This is a genomic window from Dietzia timorensis (assembly GCF_001659785.1).
Lineage (GTDB): Bacteria > Actinomycetota > Actinomycetes > Mycobacteriales > Mycobacteriaceae > Dietzia > Dietzia timorensis.
In genome coordinates this window covers 23,779-40,106 of the sequence record NZ_CP015961.1, presented here as the reverse complement: position 1 = coordinate 40,106, position 16,328 = coordinate 23,779, and the positions used below count along the sequence as shown (strand labels likewise).

At 65.9% G+C, this 16,328-nt stretch carries 16 protein-coding genes; 7 read left to right on the top strand and 9 right to left on the bottom strand.

Going from position 1 to position 16,328, the window contains the following annotated elements:
• Positions 1-36 precede the first annotated feature (36 nt).
• From BJL86_RS00185 to BJL86_RS00175, 3 genes are read left to right on the top strand one after another with little or no spacing between them, the layout of a single operon-like run.
• Positions 37-606 (top strand): class I SAM-dependent methyltransferase, encoded by a 570-nt coding sequence (locus BJL86_RS00185; protein WP_197487625.1) that lies wholly within the window; start codon positions 37-39, stop codon positions 604-606.
• A gap of 37 nt (positions 607-643) precedes the next feature.
• Positions 644-1,099 (top strand): GNAT family N-acetyltransferase, encoded by a 456-nt coding sequence (locus tag BJL86_RS00180; RefSeq protein WP_067476498.1) that lies wholly within the window; start codon positions 644-646, stop codon positions 1,097-1,099.
• A gap of 18 nt (positions 1,100-1,117) precedes the next feature.
• The gene (locus BJL86_RS00175) at positions 1,118-1,867 is read left to right on the top strand and encodes an MBL fold metallo-hydrolase (protein ID WP_067476495.1); all 750 of its coding nucleotides are present in this window, start codon (positions 1,118-1,120) and stop codon (positions 1,865-1,867) included.
• 253 nt (positions 1,868-2,120) lie between these two features.
• Here BJL86_RS00175 and BJL86_RS00170 read toward each other — a convergent pair whose 3' ends face one another.
• From BJL86_RS00170 to BJL86_RS00150, 5 genes are all read right to left on the bottom strand, one after another.
• Entirely contained in the window at positions 2,121-3,209 is a 1,089-nt protein-coding gene (locus BJL86_RS00170; protein WP_082908630.1) for an ABC transporter substrate-binding protein, read from the bottom strand.
• Between the two features lie 8 nt (positions 3,210-3,217).
• Positions 3,218-4,360, bottom strand: a complete 1,143-nt coding sequence (locus BJL86_RS00165) for an ABC transporter substrate-binding protein (protein WP_082908629.1) — start codon at positions 4,358-4,360, stop codon at positions 3,218-3,220.
• Positions 4,357-5,274, bottom strand: coding sequence for an ABC transporter ATP-binding protein (locus tag BJL86_RS00160; RefSeq protein WP_156896115.1), 918 nt, complete (start codon positions 5,272-5,274; stop codon positions 4,357-4,359). Before BJL86_RS00160 ends, BJL86_RS00165 begins: the two co-directional genes overlap by 4 nt.
• Entirely contained in the window at positions 5,271-6,302 is a 1,032-nt protein-coding gene (locus BJL86_RS00155) for a FecCD family ABC transporter permease (protein WP_067474451.1), read from the bottom strand. The genes BJL86_RS00160 and BJL86_RS00155 overlap by 4 nt, the downstream gene beginning before the upstream one ends.
• Positions 6,303-6,597: 295 nt before the next feature.
• Entirely contained in the window at positions 6,598-7,284 is a 687-nt protein-coding gene (locus BJL86_RS00150; protein WP_067474351.1) for a DUF308 domain-containing protein, read from the bottom strand.
• A gap of 137 nt (positions 7,285-7,421) precedes the next feature.
• Here BJL86_RS00150 and BJL86_RS00145 point away from each other — a divergent pair, with 137 nt between their 5' ends.
• A complete protein-coding gene (locus BJL86_RS00145) occupies positions 7,422-8,351 on the top strand; it encodes an SDR family NAD(P)-dependent oxidoreductase (protein WP_067474354.1) in 930 nt (309 codons plus the stop codon).
• Positions 8,352-8,500: 149 nt separating this feature from the next.
• Here the strand turns inward: BJL86_RS00145 and BJL86_RS00140 are convergent, their stop codons facing one another.
• On the bottom strand, positions 8,501-9,172 hold the full coding sequence (locus tag BJL86_RS00140) for a DUF4352 domain-containing protein (RefSeq protein ID WP_231887194.1): 672 nt from the start codon (positions 9,170-9,172) through the stop codon (positions 8,501-8,503).
• Positions 9,173-9,619: 447 nt separating this feature from the next.
• Here BJL86_RS00140 and BJL86_RS00135 point away from each other — a divergent pair, with 447 nt between their 5' ends.
• Entirely contained in the window at positions 9,620-10,141 is a 522-nt protein-coding gene (locus tag BJL86_RS00135) for a hypothetical protein (protein WP_067474361.1), read from the top strand.
• Here BJL86_RS00135 and BJL86_RS00130 read toward each other — a convergent pair.
• The 3 genes from BJL86_RS00130 to BJL86_RS00120 form a co-directional block, all read right to left on the bottom strand.
• Complete coding sequence (locus tag BJL86_RS00130; protein ID WP_067474364.1) at positions 10,138-10,974, bottom strand: hypothetical protein; 837 nt, start codon at positions 10,972-10,974, stop codon at positions 10,138-10,140. The two genes, BJL86_RS00135 and BJL86_RS00130, sit on opposite strands and share 4 nt — an antisense overlap.
• Positions 10,971-11,753, bottom strand: a complete 783-nt coding sequence (locus BJL86_RS00125; RefSeq protein WP_067474366.1) for a MerR family transcriptional regulator — start codon at positions 11,751-11,753, stop codon at positions 10,971-10,973. Before BJL86_RS00125 ends, BJL86_RS00130 begins: the two co-directional genes overlap by 4 nt.
• A gap of 78 nt (positions 11,754-11,831) precedes the next feature.
• The gene (locus tag BJL86_RS00120; RefSeq protein ID WP_067474454.1) at positions 11,832-13,736 is read right to left on the bottom strand and encodes an ABC transporter ATP-binding protein; all 1,905 of its coding nucleotides are present in this window, start codon (positions 13,734-13,736) and stop codon (positions 11,832-11,834) included.
• 313 nt (positions 13,737-14,049) lie between these two features.
• Between BJL86_RS00120 and BJL86_RS17730 the strand changes: the two genes are divergently transcribed.
• A complete protein-coding gene (locus BJL86_RS17730; protein ID WP_082908494.1) occupies positions 14,050-15,636 on the top strand; it encodes a fatty acid desaturase in 1,587 nt (528 codons plus the stop codon).
• Positions 15,637-15,646: 10 nt separating this feature from the next.
• On the top strand, positions 15,647-16,246 hold the full coding sequence (locus BJL86_RS00110; protein ID WP_067474368.1) for a TetR/AcrR family transcriptional regulator: 600 nt from the start codon (positions 15,647-15,649) through the stop codon (positions 16,244-16,246).
• Positions 16,247-16,328 lie beyond the last annotated feature (82 nt).

Here is a 16,328-nt window from a genome sequence, read left to right as displayed (position 1 = left end):
CGCCCCAGAACCTTCCCGGAGGTGCCCATGCCCGCGATGTCGAAAGTCGAATCCGCATTCTGCCGCAGCAGTCTGTGGCGCCCCATCGCCTCGGCCACGGCGCGCTTCGCCGGCCGCACCCCGCTGTCCGGGCGCGTCCTCGAGCTCGGCTGCGGCGGCGGGGACATCGCCCTCTCGCTCACCAAATCCAACCCCGGCGTCACCTATGTCGCCTCGGATGCGGACCCGAAGATGGTCGAACTAGCCGGGCGCCGCCTCGCGGCCCGCGAGGACATCACCGTCACCCACGAGGACGCCACCGATCTGAGCTTCCCCGACGAATCCTTCGACACCGTCGTCAGTTTCCTCATGCTCCACCACATCGTGCAGTGGGAGGCTGCCATCGCCGAGGTGGCCCGAGTGCTGCGCCGCGGCGGCCGCCTGGTCGGCTACGACCTCACCCGCACCGGCGCCAACACCGCGATCCACAGGTTCGACGGCTCCCAGTACCTGCTCATCTCCCCGGACGAGCTCGCAGAAAGCTTCCGCGCGCATGGCCTCGATGCGAAGGTCCGCCCGTTCGGCTTCGGCCAGGCAATGTCCTTCTCGGCGACGAAGCCGCGTTGACGGACAAAAACCACATCCCCGGCGGCACAATAAACCCATGGCCTCCCCCACCGTCCACGCCGCGCCTCTCGCCGAGCTCGGCGCTCTCGACGTACACCACCTCTACAAATTGAGAGTCGACGTTTTCGTCCACGAGCAGGATTGTCCGTACGCCGAGATCGACGAGGTCGACGCCGCCCCCACGACCCTTCATTACCGGGCGCTGTATGACGGCGGACTCGCCGGAACCCTCAGGCTGTTCCCGTCTTCGGCGCACGGCGGCGTGATGCACATCGGGAGGGTCGTGACCTCGCCGCAGTTCCGCGGACAAGGTGTCGCCGGCCGGCTCATAGAGACGGCGATCGCCGACGCGGGCGACGTGCCCATCGAAATCGGCGCCCAGTCCTACCTCGAAGACTGGTACGGGCGCTTCGGGTTCGTGCGCTGCGGCGACGAGTACCTGGACGAACGCATCCCCCACATCCCCATGCGCAGGGAACCACTGCCGACCTAGGAACAAGGAGCGCGCGCCATGTCCGGAAGCATCGACGAAGTCACGAAGGACGTCTTCGTGGTTCGCGGCACCGCCGTCAACTGGGTGATCTTGCGCGAGGGAGACGCGCTAACCCTTGTCGACGGAGGATTTCCCGGCGACCTGAAGAAGGTGCTGTCCTCGATCGAGGAGATCGGCCACTCCCCTTCTGACGTGCAGGCCGTGCTCGGCACCCACGCGCACGTCGACCATGTCGGCGCGTTCGACTACTTCGCGTCCGAGCTCGGTGTGCCCGTATACATGAGCGCGATCGACGCCTACCACGCCCAGACGGGCGATTTCGAGCAGGCGACACCGTTCGACCTTGTCAAACGCATCCTCAATCCGCGGATGCTGCCATGGCTACTTTCGATCTCCACGGTCGGCGGAGCCTCGCACCCCACGCTCTCGGCGGTGCGCAGCCTTGACATGGGCAAGGCGCTCGACGTGCCCGGCCGGCCCGTTCCCGTGTCGTGTTCGGGCCACAGCTCCGGGCACACAGCATTCCATCTGCCCGGCGCCGGAGTGCTGCTCGCCGGGGACGCTCTCGCCACAGGACATCCCTTGTCACCGCTAAACGGCCCGCAACTCTTGCCGGACTACTTCGCCGCCAATCCGGACGAGGCCGTTCGCGAGCTCGACAACCTCGCCGGGCTCGCCGCCGATATTCTCGTGTGCGGCCACGGGGAACCGTGGAAGGGCACGCCCACCGAGGCCGTCGACCTCGCGCGTTCGCTGCACGAGGCGTAGTCCGGCAGGGATTCCACGTCTCTGTAGAAAACGAAGCCCTCACTGGACGAAATGCAGTCGTCACTGGATGAAATCATGTTCTCAGTGAACAAACTGACGCCCTCAGTGAATAAAGTGACGCCGTCAGTGAACAAAGTGTTGCCGTCACTGTACGGACGCAGTCACAACTTTCGCGGCGAGGGGAAAAGTTGCACCCGCTCCACCTTCCAGCCAACCACGGCAATCCCCGTGCAGTATCGCCGGACGCCGCTTACTACTCGGCCCACTCGTTGCCGTCGACTTCTAAGTCGGACACCGCGATTCCCGGCTCGATCGAGCTGCTGGGCACGAGATCGTATGACTCGAGTCCCTTCCGCACGATCTCGGCCGCATCGATGTTGAGAGGACCCGAGGTCCACATGCCGTAGGGAATGTTGATGAACCGGCCCTCGCGCACCGCGGGGATATCGCGGGTCGCAGGGTTCTCGCGGAGTTGCGCGATCTTCTCGGAGAGCGTGTACATCGGGTAGTCGACGAACACGATGGCGTCGGCGGGATTCGCGGCAAGGGTTTCCCAGCTCGCGTTGGTCCATCGCTCCTCGACGTCAGCAAGAACGTTTTGCCCGCCCGCGGCCTCGACGATGGCGTTCGGCGCGCCGACCCCACCCGGGGCGAACACGCCGTCGGCGGCCGAATCGAAGACGAGCACCTGCGGCGCGTCCGCCGGCTGCTCGGCGTCACCGAGCGAGCCGAGGCGAGCATCGAGATCCGCGACGGCCTCGTCGCCGGCCTCCGGGTGGCCGACGATCTGCGCGACGTTGCCGAGGTCGGTGCGCAGCGAATCCCACGGGTCGGTGGTGAGAATCTCCTCGGCGTCGCCGCGGCACGAGTCGCTCAGGAGGTAGGTCGCGATATCGCGCTCGGCCAGTGCGTCCGGTGTCACGCCCGAGGAGTCGGACAGACCGTATCCCCAGCCGGAGAAGACGACGTCCGGGTTCGCGCCGAGCACCGTCTCCAACGTCGCGACGTCTTCGGTGATGTAGTTGAGCCCCTCGGCGTCTTCGCCGTAGGCGGTGGTGAGCAGGTCCTTATCGGACACGGTCGTCACCCCGCCGATGTTCTCGGCTCCATCGACAGCGAGGGTGATCGCCGCGATCGACGCGTCGGTGACGAGCATTCGCTCGGCCGGGGCGGGCAGCTCGACCTGCTCTCCACAATTGTCGAGTGTCACGGTGCCCGCCGCCTCCGCTCCGGTGTCCTGCTCGCTTTCCGTGGGCGCGCTACACGCGGCCACGGCCACCGCGAGCCCCGCCGCGGCCAGCGCTCCCGGCAGGCCCTTCTTCACGCCCCGCATCGCCGTCATTTCGCTTCCTATCCCTCGGTAGCCCACTCGTTACCGTCCACGCCCATGTCCGACACGGAAATCTCCGGATCGATATCACTTTCCGGGGCAAGGCCATACGATTCCATCCCCTTGCGCACGATCTCGGCCGCATCGATATTCAACGGACCCGAACACCACATCACGTATGGGATGTTGATGAACCGCTCTTCCTTGACCGCTTCGAGGTCCCGCGTCGCCGGATGCGTGCGCAGGGCCTCGAGTTTCTCTTCATATGACTGGGCCTCGTAGTCCACGAACACGAGTACATCCGGATCCTCGGTGGCGATCTTCTCCCAGCTCACGTCGGTCCACGTGTCCGCGACATCCTCGGTGGCGTTACGTGCCCCGGCGGCCTCGAGGATGCCCTGGGGCCCGCCGAAGCTTCCGGATGTGAAGATCGTGTCGTTCGCGGAATCGACGAGAAATGCGGTCGGGGTCTCGTCCGGCTGCGGCACGCCACTCAGCGTCTCGAGCCGGGAATCGATGTCGTCCACGACGGACTGTGCCCGATCCGCATCGCCGGCGATCTCGCCGATGTTGAACAGGTCGGTACGCAGCGCCACCCACGGATCCATCGTGCCGCGGGTCCCTTGCCCGCTCCGGCACGTCTCGCTGAGCAGGTACGAATCAATGTCGTGCTCGGCGAGCCCGGACGGGTTCAGCGGTGTCTCGTCCTTGAACCCGTAGTTCCACCCCGCGAACATCATTTCCGGGTCCTCGGCCACGACGGTTTCCAGGTCAGCGCGTTCCGCCACGTAGTTGATGTCGTCGGCCTCGTCGCCGTACACGTTGCTGAGGAGCTGCCGGTGCCCCTCGCGCACAGTCGCGGCGCTCACGTGATCTGCCGCCCCCGCCGCGATCGCGATGGACAGGATATTCGAGTCGTTCACGAACATCTTCTGCACCGGCGCCTGGAACTCGACGTCCTCCCCGCAGTTCTCGACCGTCACGGCCTCCTGCGCGACGCTCGTCCCCGAACCGTCGCCCTCTGCCTCACTCTCGGTGGGTTCGCTGCACGCCGTCAGGACAAGCCCTCCAAGAATGACGGCGAAGGTCCCGCAGACCAGACGGCGCCGCGCCCGGATGCGGCGGGGGTATCCGGCGCGGGCCTGGGTCGTGGAACGGTTCATGATGTTCGTCCTTTCTCGGGACCTTCGTCGATATCGGTGGCGGAGTCAGCGTCGTCGTCCTCGCGGTGCCAGAGCACGAGGTGTTCGGGATTCGCGGCGCTGCCGGCCGCCGGCTCCGGTCCAGACCCCGAACCCGCCCCAGGCCGCCGAACCACGGCCGAGTCCACGGCGAAGACCTCGCGCACCAGCTCGGGCGTGAACACCTCGCCGGGCGGACCGAACGCGTGGACCGTGCCCTCGTGGAGCACGGCGACGTTGTCGGCGTATTGCATCACCATGTCGAGCTCGTGCAGCGAGAACAGCACCGTCCGCCCGGACGCGCGCAGCGCCTCGAGAAGCCGCAACCGCCACACCGGGTCGAGGTGGTTGGTCGGCTCGTCGAGCAGGATCACCGGGGTGTCCTGCGCGAGTGCCCGCGCGATGACGACGCGGTGGCGCTGCCCGCCGGACAGCCGCGCGCACGACATGCCTCCGAGCTCGGTGAGCCCCACGGCATCCAGGGCGGCGGCGACCGCGGCGTGCTCGCCCGGGTCGTGCCCGGCCCACGGCTTGCGGTGCGGAGTACGCCCGAGCGACACGGCCTCTGCGACCGACAGCTCGGCGGCGGGCAGTTCCTCCTGGCTCACGAACGCCATCTCATGGGCGCGGCGGCGCGCCCACCGCCGGGCGGCACGAGGCCCGGCCGTGCGGATTCGCCCACCGATATCGATCTCGCCGCTCGCCGGCGGGGTGACCCCGACCAGCCCGCGCAGCAGCGTCGATTTACCGGACCCGTTGGTGCCGACGACCGCCAAGGTGCTCCCGGCGGGAACGGTGAAGGACACGTCGTCGAGGATCGTCGTGCCGCCTCGGTCGATGCGCAGGTCGCGGACGGCGAGGTCGATGCCCGTGGCTGAGCGGTCCGTGGAACTCAATTCTGGCCCCCGAAGCTGTAGCGAGCGCGGCCCATGAGGATGAGGAACACCGGCGCTCCGACGATCCCCGTGACGACGCCGAGCGGCATTTCCTGCGGCGAGACGAGCACCCGCGAGATCGTGTCCACCAACACCACGAACAGCGCGCCCCCGAGCGCGGCGACCGGCAGCATCACCCGGTGCCGTGCGCCCACGACGAGCCGCGCGAGGTGCGGGGCGATAAGCCCGCTGAAACCGATGCCGCCGGCGACGGCGACCACCGCGCCGACCGTGACGGCCTGCAGCACGAACAGCGAAATCCGCAGCCCCCGCACCGGCACGCCCAGCGAGTGGGCGGTCTCCTCGCCGGCGCTCATCGCGTCGAGCCAGCCGTGGATCGCGAGCAGGGAAACGAGCGCCAGGGCCACGATGACGAACACGAACGGCAGCTTCACCCACGTCGCGCCCGCGACCGAACCGAGGAGCCAGAACATCACGGACTCCGCGGCGCGTGGCTCGGGCGAGAGGAAGACGAGGAACGAGGACATCGCCGAGAAGGCGGCCGAGAGCACGACGCCGGAGAGGACGAGGCGCAGCGGCGTCAGCCCGCCCTGGGCGCTGGCGATGAAGAACACTGCGAAGGACGCAGCCAGCGCGCCGAGCAACGCGCCGCCGGAGAGTGCGTACACGCCGAGCCCGCTGAGCGCGCCCGTGGTGAGCACCGCCGTCGCGCCCACCGACGCGCCGGAGGAGACCCCGAGCAGATAGGGATCGGCGAGCGGATTGCGCACGAGAGTCTGCATCGCGGCGCCGGCGATGGCGAGCCCTGCCCCTGCGATCGCCGCGAGCAGCGCGCGTGGCAGCCGCAGCTCCCACACGATCGAGTCGATCACGAATGACGGCGTGGCCCCGCCGAATACCCGTGCGCGCACCGCGCCGAACACGTCGCCGAGCGGGAGGCGTTCGGAGCCGAAGGCGAGGGAGACGATGACACTGAGGACGAGAAGGATCGCGAGCCCCGCCGTCAGCAATAGCGGCGGTACGGACATGCGACCGGTGTGGGCCCGGAGGGCCTTTTTCTCGGCGGCAGTCATGCGGACATGGCTCACGCTGGTAGTGCCTTTACGATTCGATCTTGTGCGCGAAGATCCCCGGATGGGTGGCGTCACCACAGCAGCGATCGGGCTCGGCACCCCGGCCTACTGTCGGGTGGGGGCCACACCGTTGCGCGCCAGCTCCGGAGTCTCACCGGATTCCCTGCGTGCGGTTTCACGTGAAACCTTAACAGCAGACAAGAAGGAGCGCCCGGTCACAGTGCTCCGGGTGGACCGGGCGCTGCAGGGGCTACCAGCTTCTGGATAGCGAGTACCAGGGCCCGCCGAGGTGGGTGAGGTCCTCTTCGTCTCCGCGCAAAGGAGGTGGGCCATCGGGCGAGTACGCCCAAAAATAACTGGTGAAGAAGGCGGATCCATCAGCATTTCCCAGCAGAACGACCCCGTCCGGTCGTGTTTCCACCGAATCCACCTCGACGTGCCCGATGGTGCGCGGCGGGTCGAAGGCTTCGTAGCTTCCCTCTTCGCGGGAATGTGCTTCTTGGGCGAACTCGGTGAGTTCGACCTCCGAATCGTCGAAGTCCTGGGGCACGAGGAATCGGATGGCAATGACCAGCGCCGCGCCGAACACGAGAACTGCCGGAGCGGCGAGGAACCAGCGGCTCCGCAAACGGGCACCGGCTAGAGAGGCGATAGCGCCGATAAGCCACACAACCCCGGCCGGCACCAGCACGTAGGCCGCGAAGATCAACGAGATAAAGGCAAGCCCACTATCGGAGTTGTCTTCCCACGGCCACCAATCGGCGGCAAGCAGACAGAAGGCGCCGACAACGATCAACGCGACGATCGCCGGTCCGATCGCCGCGAACCACAGCAGCCCGCGCCCGACCCTTGCCCATCGCGACAGGCCTACGCCGTCTTCGGGCTCGTCCATGCCCGCGCGGCTCTCGGTGCCTTCCCCCGTCAGTGAATTGGACATGGTGTTGACGGTACTTTCCTGCTGCTCTTCGCATTGCGCTTCGCCGGGATCACGGACCGGGCGAGCACGCTCCGCTCGAACGCGCCTAACATGAGGGACGTACATCCCACTTCGAAAATTCTGGGAGGAATACCCCTATGGCAGACATCGACTTCAATGGACGCGTAGCAATCATCACCGGTGCCGGTGGCGGACTGGGTCGCGCCCACGCGCTGGCTCTCGCCGCTCGCGGCGCGAAGGTCGTCGTCAACGACCTCGGTGGCGACGTCCACGGTGCGGGCGGCGACGCTTCGCCGGCGCAGAAGGTTGTCGACGAGATCACCTCGAACGGCGGCGAGGCCATCGTCGACGGCTCGGACATCACCGACGCCGCTGCGGTCGAGAAGCTTGTCGAGGACGTCAAGGGCAAGTGGGGCCGCATCGACATCCTCATCAACAACGCCGGCATCCTCCGCGACAAGTCGTTCGCGAAGATGGAGCTCGACGATGTCCGCAAGGTCCTCGAGGTCCACCTCATGGGCACCGTCAACTGCACGAAGGCCGTGTGGCCGGTCATGGTCGAGGCGGGCTACGGCCGCATCCTCATGACCACCTCGGCTTCGGGCATCTACGGCAACTTCGGCCAGGCCAACTACGCTGCCGCCAAGTCCGGCATCGTCGGTTTCATGAACACCCTGGCCATCGAGGGCGAGAAGAAGGGCATCCACGTCAACTCGCTCGCGCCTTCGGCCGCGACCCGCATGACCGAGGATCTCCTCCCCCAGGCTGTGCTCGACATCCTGCAGCCGGAGACCATCTCCCCCGGCGCGCTCTTCCTCGTTTCCGAGGCCGCGCCGACCAAGAAGATCCTCGGCGCCGGCGCCGGCGTCTTCGCCGTGTCCGAGATGGTCGAGGCCCCGGGCGTGTTCATCCCCGAGGATGCTCGTACCCCCGAGGTCATCGCGGAGCGTTGGAACGAGATCGCGGACGTCTCCAAGGACGCCGCACCGCTCGGTTCGGCCTTCGACCAGACGGCCAAGTACGCCAAGCTCGCCGCCAAGGAGCTCGGCATCGAGCTCCCGGGCTAATAACCCCGCGAATGCTGCGGGCCGCGCCATTCGGTGCGGCCCGCGTTTCGCCGCTGCAGGACCCCGCCGGTGTATGACGTCGGACGCGCCCCTCGCGCCCCGACCCCACAGCACCCCGGGGTCCTGCTTCGATTTACCGCCCTGCCGAGCTACGGCACCGCGACGAATACCTCGTCGCCGAAGTATCCCAATTCGATACGCAAAACGCCGGGCTTTCCCTCTTGGATGTGTAGCGCCACGTTGCCCGTGGCCGAACCACCGGCGTATACCTCGCCCATCAGCATGTCCGGAGTAACAACAGAGCGGTCGAAATCCCGAGTGACGTTTCCGTCTTCGGCAACGAATGCCACGGGATACGAACTCACGTGTTCGGAACCTTCGCCTTTGTAAGTGAATGTGACGTTTGCGATCGCATATTGAAAGCCTGGTTCCGGAGGTTCATTGAACGGGTTTTCGGCTGCGATCTCTGCAGAAGCATTCGGGTTGAAGCTATTGACCGTCACGTCCCAATCGTCGTTGCTGAGTGTCTGCCCGATTGCGGCAGGATTCTCGCGTGATCCCAATTCCTTGGAGTCACCCGCTTCGCCCACGCCTGAATCCAAGGCGTTCATGACGTTTTCGTTCCCCTGCCCCGAGACTGAGACGTCGCCGCTTCCGTTGAACGCATCGTCGAAAGCATCGGCAACGACGAATGCGAACACCGCCGCGGCGACAACGGTTCCGACGATCGAAATGATGACTGCGGCAATCGATGTGCCCTTGGTTTTTCCGGACAGGAAGAGCCCGACAAGTCCGAGGACAAACGCGATCGGCAGGAGCACCCATCCGACTATCAGGGCACCAGGAATACAAGAAAACACGAAGCCGACGACGGCACAGACGAGCGCGATAATGCCGAGAACGTTGCGCTGCTTCGCCGGGCGAGGCGGAACGGGCTGCATCGGAGGCATGCCCGGTGGACGTGACTGAAAGGTCGTCATCTCGATCCTTTTCTATGAATAGTTACTAATACTAAATTCGCAGTGAGCCATCACCGTGAGCTCTATGACCAGGTTCGCGCTTCACACGCGCACGCGCATCACATTAACGACAAATAAGAGACTATAAAGCGTCTCCGACATTTTTGCTCGGCAAGCCACGTCGCCTTCGCCTCCCGGGTAACGAGGCAATCCACATGTCCGATGACAATTACGCGAGATTGCACCCGACAATCGACGGGTGCGCAACGGCCGGTTGGCATACCGGGGCAGAGATCGAGGAGTTCAGCAGTGACCTATCGCAAAGGATCCAAGGCCGTAGGAATCGGAGCGGCAGCACTCATTGCGGCTGGAATCGTGGCCGGCGCGCCGGCAGCCAACGCTCAGGGTTTGGGAAACAACACCGGGTCACTCGCCTCCGTGGGCACCGCTTCGCAGATCCCGGAGCAGACACAGCCGACCGAGAACCGCCTGCTTCTCGAGGGCACTTACGGACTCTGCTACATGTGGTCCTCGGTCGACCTCACCCCGGGCGGATACCCGTCCAGCGCAACGATGAGCCCATCGGCAAACTCCATTGGGCTGGGCGACTGTACGCAGGAGATCACCCTGCACTGGAAGAACCTCGACAAGGGCACAAGCGGCGAACAGACCTGGACAGCGAAGGGCCCCGGGAACGTCGCAGGCGTCGGACATCCCTACGATGCCATCGTCGGCACCGGCGGCGGCACCGTGGAGTTCACGGCCACCGCAGACAAGAGCGGAGCCTCCTCCGAGACCCTGACCCTCGAGGTTCCCGAGTACGAGGGTTAAGTCTCCGCCCGACGAGCCACCTTCGCGGAGAACAGCGCTACCAACGAGGTCGGGTCGTCAACGGATAGCCGAATTCGGCCGACCTCACGCGCCGCGCGCCTTGCCCATGGCAAACCCGGAACCCTAACGGCGGCCGTCCCCGCGAGCTCCAGCCGCACATTCGTGCCGTCCGGTCCGGCGAGCGTCAACGTCGCCGTCCCGTCGTCCTCGACATTTATATAGTCCTTGGGGGTCCGCGGGCTACGGGCGCGGTCCATCCGCGCGATGTGTGCCCGCGGGATCTCGACGACCGCCAGGTTCCCGCTGCGCACGACCATCCGGTCGGGGTAGATCAGGTGCGGCCTCACCACCTGCGAACCCATCCAGCCGAGCACGAACAACAGTCCGTACAGGCTCAACAGTGCGAGCACTACTCGCACCGCGGGCCAGGGCACGAGCACGTGGACAACGACCATCTCGACGACGGCCGCCACCGCGAACGCAGCAGGCACCGCGAGCGCACCGCGCGCATATCCCACTGCAATAGCCCCATCGGGTACGTGCAGCTTGCGCGACACCCATCGCCCGAGCGACGCGAAGATCCTCATCTCCGCGGCTGCCACGCGCAGCAACGGATCGCCATCCACGACCTCTCGGAATGCGCCGACTCGTCCCTTGGCGCGCGCGGAGCGGAACAGCCGCACGTACCCCGCCACGGAGAGCACAGCCAGCGGCACCTCGATCGCCACGATCAGCGCGAGGGCCACCGGCCACGAGATCGCCCCGGCCGCGAGCAGCGCCGCGTCGACTGCAACCACCGCCAGCGTCGCTACCGGCAGCCACCGCGAAATCATCGTCGATCCCCCGACAGCCGATCGAGAACCCGCTCGATGACCTCCCGTTGCGCCGGGTCGGATACGAGGTCCTCCGCCGAGGGCCCGGCATCTCCGCCGTCATCCACCGACGCGCCGACAATGAGCGAACGCAGGCTCTCATGCCTACACAGGTCTCCCACCAGCGCGTCTATCTCAGGCATGACGACGGACGGCGCTCTGTTCTCGAGGTCCCGAAAGCGCGTGAGCAGGTCCAGGTAGGCGGCACGAGCCTCGGCGTCGCGGCCGATTCTGCGGTATTCGGCGACGATGGCTTCGGGGAAAGAGTCGGGCACGGAGATGGCGAGAAGTTCGAAGAGTTCGCGCTCCCTCTTGAGGTATCGGACCAGGCCGGCATCATCTTCGACCTCTGCTATACACATATCGAGGGCGTGCCGGACCTCGGCAGGAAGTGGCTCGATGGACTGGCCGGCCTCGGCACGTTCGGCGAGGGCCGCGAGCCTCTCGCGCTGCCGTTCCAGTTGCTCGATGCGCTCGGCAAGCGCCTCGGAGAGCACGTTGATCTCGGCCGTCACCTCGCTGCTTTCGGCGCCGGAGTCGAGGAAACGCGGAACCGAGCGCAGCGGGATGCCGGCAGTCGAGAGGTAGTGGATGTGCATCACGCGGACGAGGTCGGCGATCTCGTAGTCCCGGTAGTCGCCGGCGGTTCGCGCGGGCTCGGGCAGGATGCCCAGGCGGTGATAGTGCCGGATCGTCCGTGCACTCACACCGGCCAACCGCGCGACGTCGCTGATTCTCATACACCCATCATCAACGTTGTCACAGTGACAAGGTCAAGGTCAGGCGGAGCCCATGTCGTTTACGCAGTTCTACGCGGTTCAGTCGAGGTACTGGCCGATCTCGCTCTCGAATTCGGCCGCTCCGAACTCCGCGAGGGACTCATCGGCGAACTGCACGTGGTAGAGCTCGGCGTAGCGGCCTTCGGCGGCGAGGAGCTCGGTGTGCGTGCCGCGTTCGACGACATATCCGTCCTCGAGCACGAGAATCTCCGAGGCAGCGCGCACCGTGGACAGCCGGTGCGCGATAACCAGCGCGGTGCGATCTGCCATCGCCTCGTTCAGAGCTTCCTGGATCGCCGCCTCGTTGGTCGAGTCGAGCGCCGAGGTCGCCTCGTCGAGCACTACGACGGCTGGTTCCTGCAACAGCAACCTCGCGATGGTGAGGCGCTGACGCTCGCCTCCTGAGAGGCGGTAGCCGCGGTCGCCAATCACCGTGTCGAGTCCGTCGGGAAGCTCCTCGACGGTGTCGAGCAGCCGCGCGCGCCGCAGCGCATCCCAGATCTCGGTGTCGGACGCTTCGGTCTTCGCGATGCGCAGGTTGGCGCGCACGGTGTCGTGGAAGAGGTGGCCGTCCTGGGTCACCATCCCCACCGTGCGGCGAAGCGAGGCCTTCGTCGCGTCGCGCACGTCCACCCCGCCGACGCGAATCGCGCCGGAGTCGACGTCATAGAGCCTGGGCATCAACGAGGCTAGAGTCGACTTTCCCGACCCGGACGAACCGACCAGGGCGATGACCTCGCCGGGCTCGGCCCGGAAGTCGATGCCGTGGAGGATCTCCTCGCCGCCACGATTGTCGAGCACGGCGACGTCCTCGAGCGAGGCGAGCGATACCTTCTCGGCCGACGGGTAGCTGAAGCGGACGTCGTCGTATTCCACCGACACCGGGCCGCTGGGCACGTCCACCGCGTCGGGGGCCTCGTCGATGAGCGGATCGAGATCCAGCACCTCGAAGACCCTCTCGAAGGACACCATCGCGCTCATGATCTCCACGCGCGCGTTCGACAGCGTCGTCAGCGGCGCGTAAAGCCTGGTGAGCAGCAGGGCGAGCGAGACGACCGAGCCGGCCTCCAGCCCGCCGGACAGCGCGCTCCAGCCGCCGACGCCATAGACGACGGCCAGCGCCAGCGTCGACAGCAGCGTCAGCGAACTCATGAACACGCCCATCGCAAAGCCGGTGCGCACCCCGATATCGCGGACCCGGCCGGCACGGGCATCGAACTCCCCGGCCTCGGCCTCCGGCTCGCCCATGAGCTTGACGAGAGTGGCGCCGCCGGCGTTGAAGCGCTCGGTCATCTGGTCGTTCATCGTCGCGTTGAGGTCGTTCGCCTCCCGCCGCATCGCGGCCAGACGCCGACCCATGTAGCGCGCGGGGATCAGAAAAATCGGCACGATGAGCAGCGTCAGCAGAGTCACCTGCCACGACAGCGAACCCATCACGAGAAGCGTGAGCACGAGCTGGACGAAGCTCGACACGACCCCGGACAGCGTATTCGCGAAGGCGCGTTGCGCGCCGAGCACGTCGTTGTTGAGTCGGCTCACCAGCGCGCCGGTACGCGTGCGCATGAAGAACGCGACGGGCATCCGCTGCACGTGGCGGAACACCGCGCTGCGCAATTGGAAGATTAATCCCTCGCCGATCTGCGAGGAGAGCAGCCGATTGATGACGCCGAAGAATGCTTCCAGGAGGCCGAATACCGCGATCGCCACGGCCAAAAGCACGACCGTCGTCAGCGCGCCCCCGGCGACGATCTCGTCGACCACGCGGCCGGCGAGCAGCGGAGCGGCTACAACGACGAGCGCACTGAACACCGAGGTCACAAGGAAAATTGCGATCTTTCGCGAGTGGGGCCTGGCAAAGCCGCCGACTCGGCGGAGGTTCTCGCGGGTGAACACGGCGCGGTCGTAGGTGCCGTTCTTATTTTCCTCGCCAAAGGCTCGCATCATGGTGAACGGTGTCATTCCCGGCTGCATGGGCCCTCCTCTCTCCGGCTTGAGCAGGGCCGAACACGTGCGCCGGTCCCGTCTTGGGCAACGCGAATCGGAGCCAATTGATTCCTCGTAGCTCTCGACCGGACTTGTCTCGTCGCCCACCTCGTTGGACATTTATTCGCCCATTGTCTAGACATCTGAAACTTATTTGTCTAACATCATCAATTACCAGTGGTATTGGTCACAGATATTCACGATCATCACCACGCGATGTTTCGAGAGACGCGCACCAGGCGTGGCTCTCCCGGACGATCGGAGGGGTGAGAAGATGTCGCACAGCGTCTCAGATCACCAGCAGCACGAAGAAGACTTCGATGGCCATGGCCACACCGCAGGCCACCACCATCACCATCACGATCACGTCAATCCCGACGTCGATCCCTATAACTGGACCGACCCGAAGCGCCACCTCTGGCTGCTGGGGCTGATCCCCGCGGGCATGCTCTTCCCCGCGCTCGCCTTCTTCGCGGCGTTCAACTGGCTCGCGAACCACTCCTTCCTCGGGGTGGAAACTCCGTGGAGCGTGCTCGCTACCCTCACGATGTTCCTGCCGTGGGTCATGGTCTTCGTCTTCATCCCGGTTCAGGACTATCGCTTCGGCCGCGACGGTTCGAACCCGCCCGAAGAGGTGCGCGAGCGCCTCGAGGCGGACAAGTTCTACCGCTGGGTCGTGTACGCCTACGTCCCACTGCAGTACGCCACGCTGATCATGGCCTGCTACCTGTGGACCGCGAACGACCTGTCGTGGCTCGGCCACGAGGGGCCCATGCACATCGTCGGCAAGCTCGGTGTCATGCTCGCCGCGGGCATCGCCGGTGGTATCGGCATCAACACCGCGCACGAGCTCGGCCACAAGATCGAATCCGGCGAGAAGTGGGCTTCGCGCATCACGCTCGCCACCACCTTCTACGGCCACTTCTTCGTCGAGCACAACCGCGGCCACCACGCGCGCGTCGCCACCCCGGAAGACCCGGCGTCCTCGCGCTTCGGCGAGTCCTACTACCGCTTCCTGCCGCGTTCGGTCTTCGGTTCGCTGCGCTCGGCATGGGGTCTTGAGAAGGACCGCCTCGCCCGCCAGGGCAAGAGCCCCTGGACGCTGCGCAACGACAATCTCAGCGCGTGGGCCATGTCGGTCGTGCTGTTCGCCGCGCTCACCGCGATCTTCGGCTGGGCCGTCCTCCCGTGGCTCATCGTCCAGGCCATCTACGGATTCTCGCTCCTCGAGGTCGTCAACTACCTGGAGCACTACGGTCTCCTCCGTCAGAAGACGAAGAAGGGCCGCTACCAGCGTTGCCGCGCCGAGCACTCGTGGAACAGCGACCACATGGTCACCAACATCTTCCTGTTCCACCTGCAGCGCCACTCCGACCACCACGCGAATCCGATGCGCCGCTTCCAGGTGCTGCGCACCATCGACGAGGCGCCGCAGCTGCCCGCCGGCTACGCGACGATGATCGTCCTCGCACACTTCCCGCCGCTGTGGCGCAAGGTCATGGATAAGCGCGTGCTCGCCCACTACGGCGGCGACGTCCACCGCGCGAACATCGACCCGCTATTCCACGACCGCATCGTCGCGAAGTACGCCACGACCGCGAATGACGCCGGACGTACCCAAGCTCAGGTCGGCGGAACCGCGACGCTCGTCGAGGACACGGATGCCGACCAGGCCCTGGCCGCCGGGACCTCCCCGATCGGAACGTACGTGTGCCCGAACTGTGGGCACCACTACGAAGAATCCAAGGGAGAGCCGCGCGAGGGATTCCCCGCTGGTACGAAGTGGTCGGACATCCCGAACGACTGGCAATGCCCCGACTGTGGCGTACGGGAGAAAATCGACTTCCTCCCCGTCGCGTAAATTGGTGCGCATGGCAGATGCGCGCACCACGAACCGGACTCTCGCCTTCGCAGCTCTCACCTCCTTGCTGCGGGGGCGAGACTGGTCTGAGGTGACGATGGCTGACGTTGCTCGCGAGGCGAAGATGAGCCGGCAGACCCTCTACAGCGCCTTCGGCAACCGCCAGGGCCTCGCAAAGGCCTACGCGCTCCAGTTGGCCGAGACGTTCGCCAGTTCCGTGCGCACCCAGATCGAGGCGTACCCGGGGGACATCTCCACCGGACTGAGTTCGGGGATCCAGGCCTTCCTCTCCCAGTCCGGCCACGATCCGCTCATCATCGCGCTGCTATCCGGCGAGACGAAGCCGGATCTTCTCGCGCTCATCTCCACCGAGGCAGAGCCCCTCATCGAACGCGCGACCCAAGTGCTCAAGCCGGCGTTCACCAGTAGCTGGATGCACATCGAGGACAACGTTGCCCGCTGGACGGCCGAGGTCATCGCGCGCGTGGGCATCTCATTCGTGTCGAGCCCGCCCAAGGACCTGTCGGGCATCGCCGAGGGCCTCGCGACGATCATCGCGCCCGGCCTCGAGGCGGCGAGCGTCATCGACCGGAGCGCCGCGAGCTCCTAGCAACGCCGCCGGCATACCGGCTCTCCTGTGTAGCGCTGCTAACATTTTCGCCCCGCCGGCGATGAAGTAGTGACGCCAATCA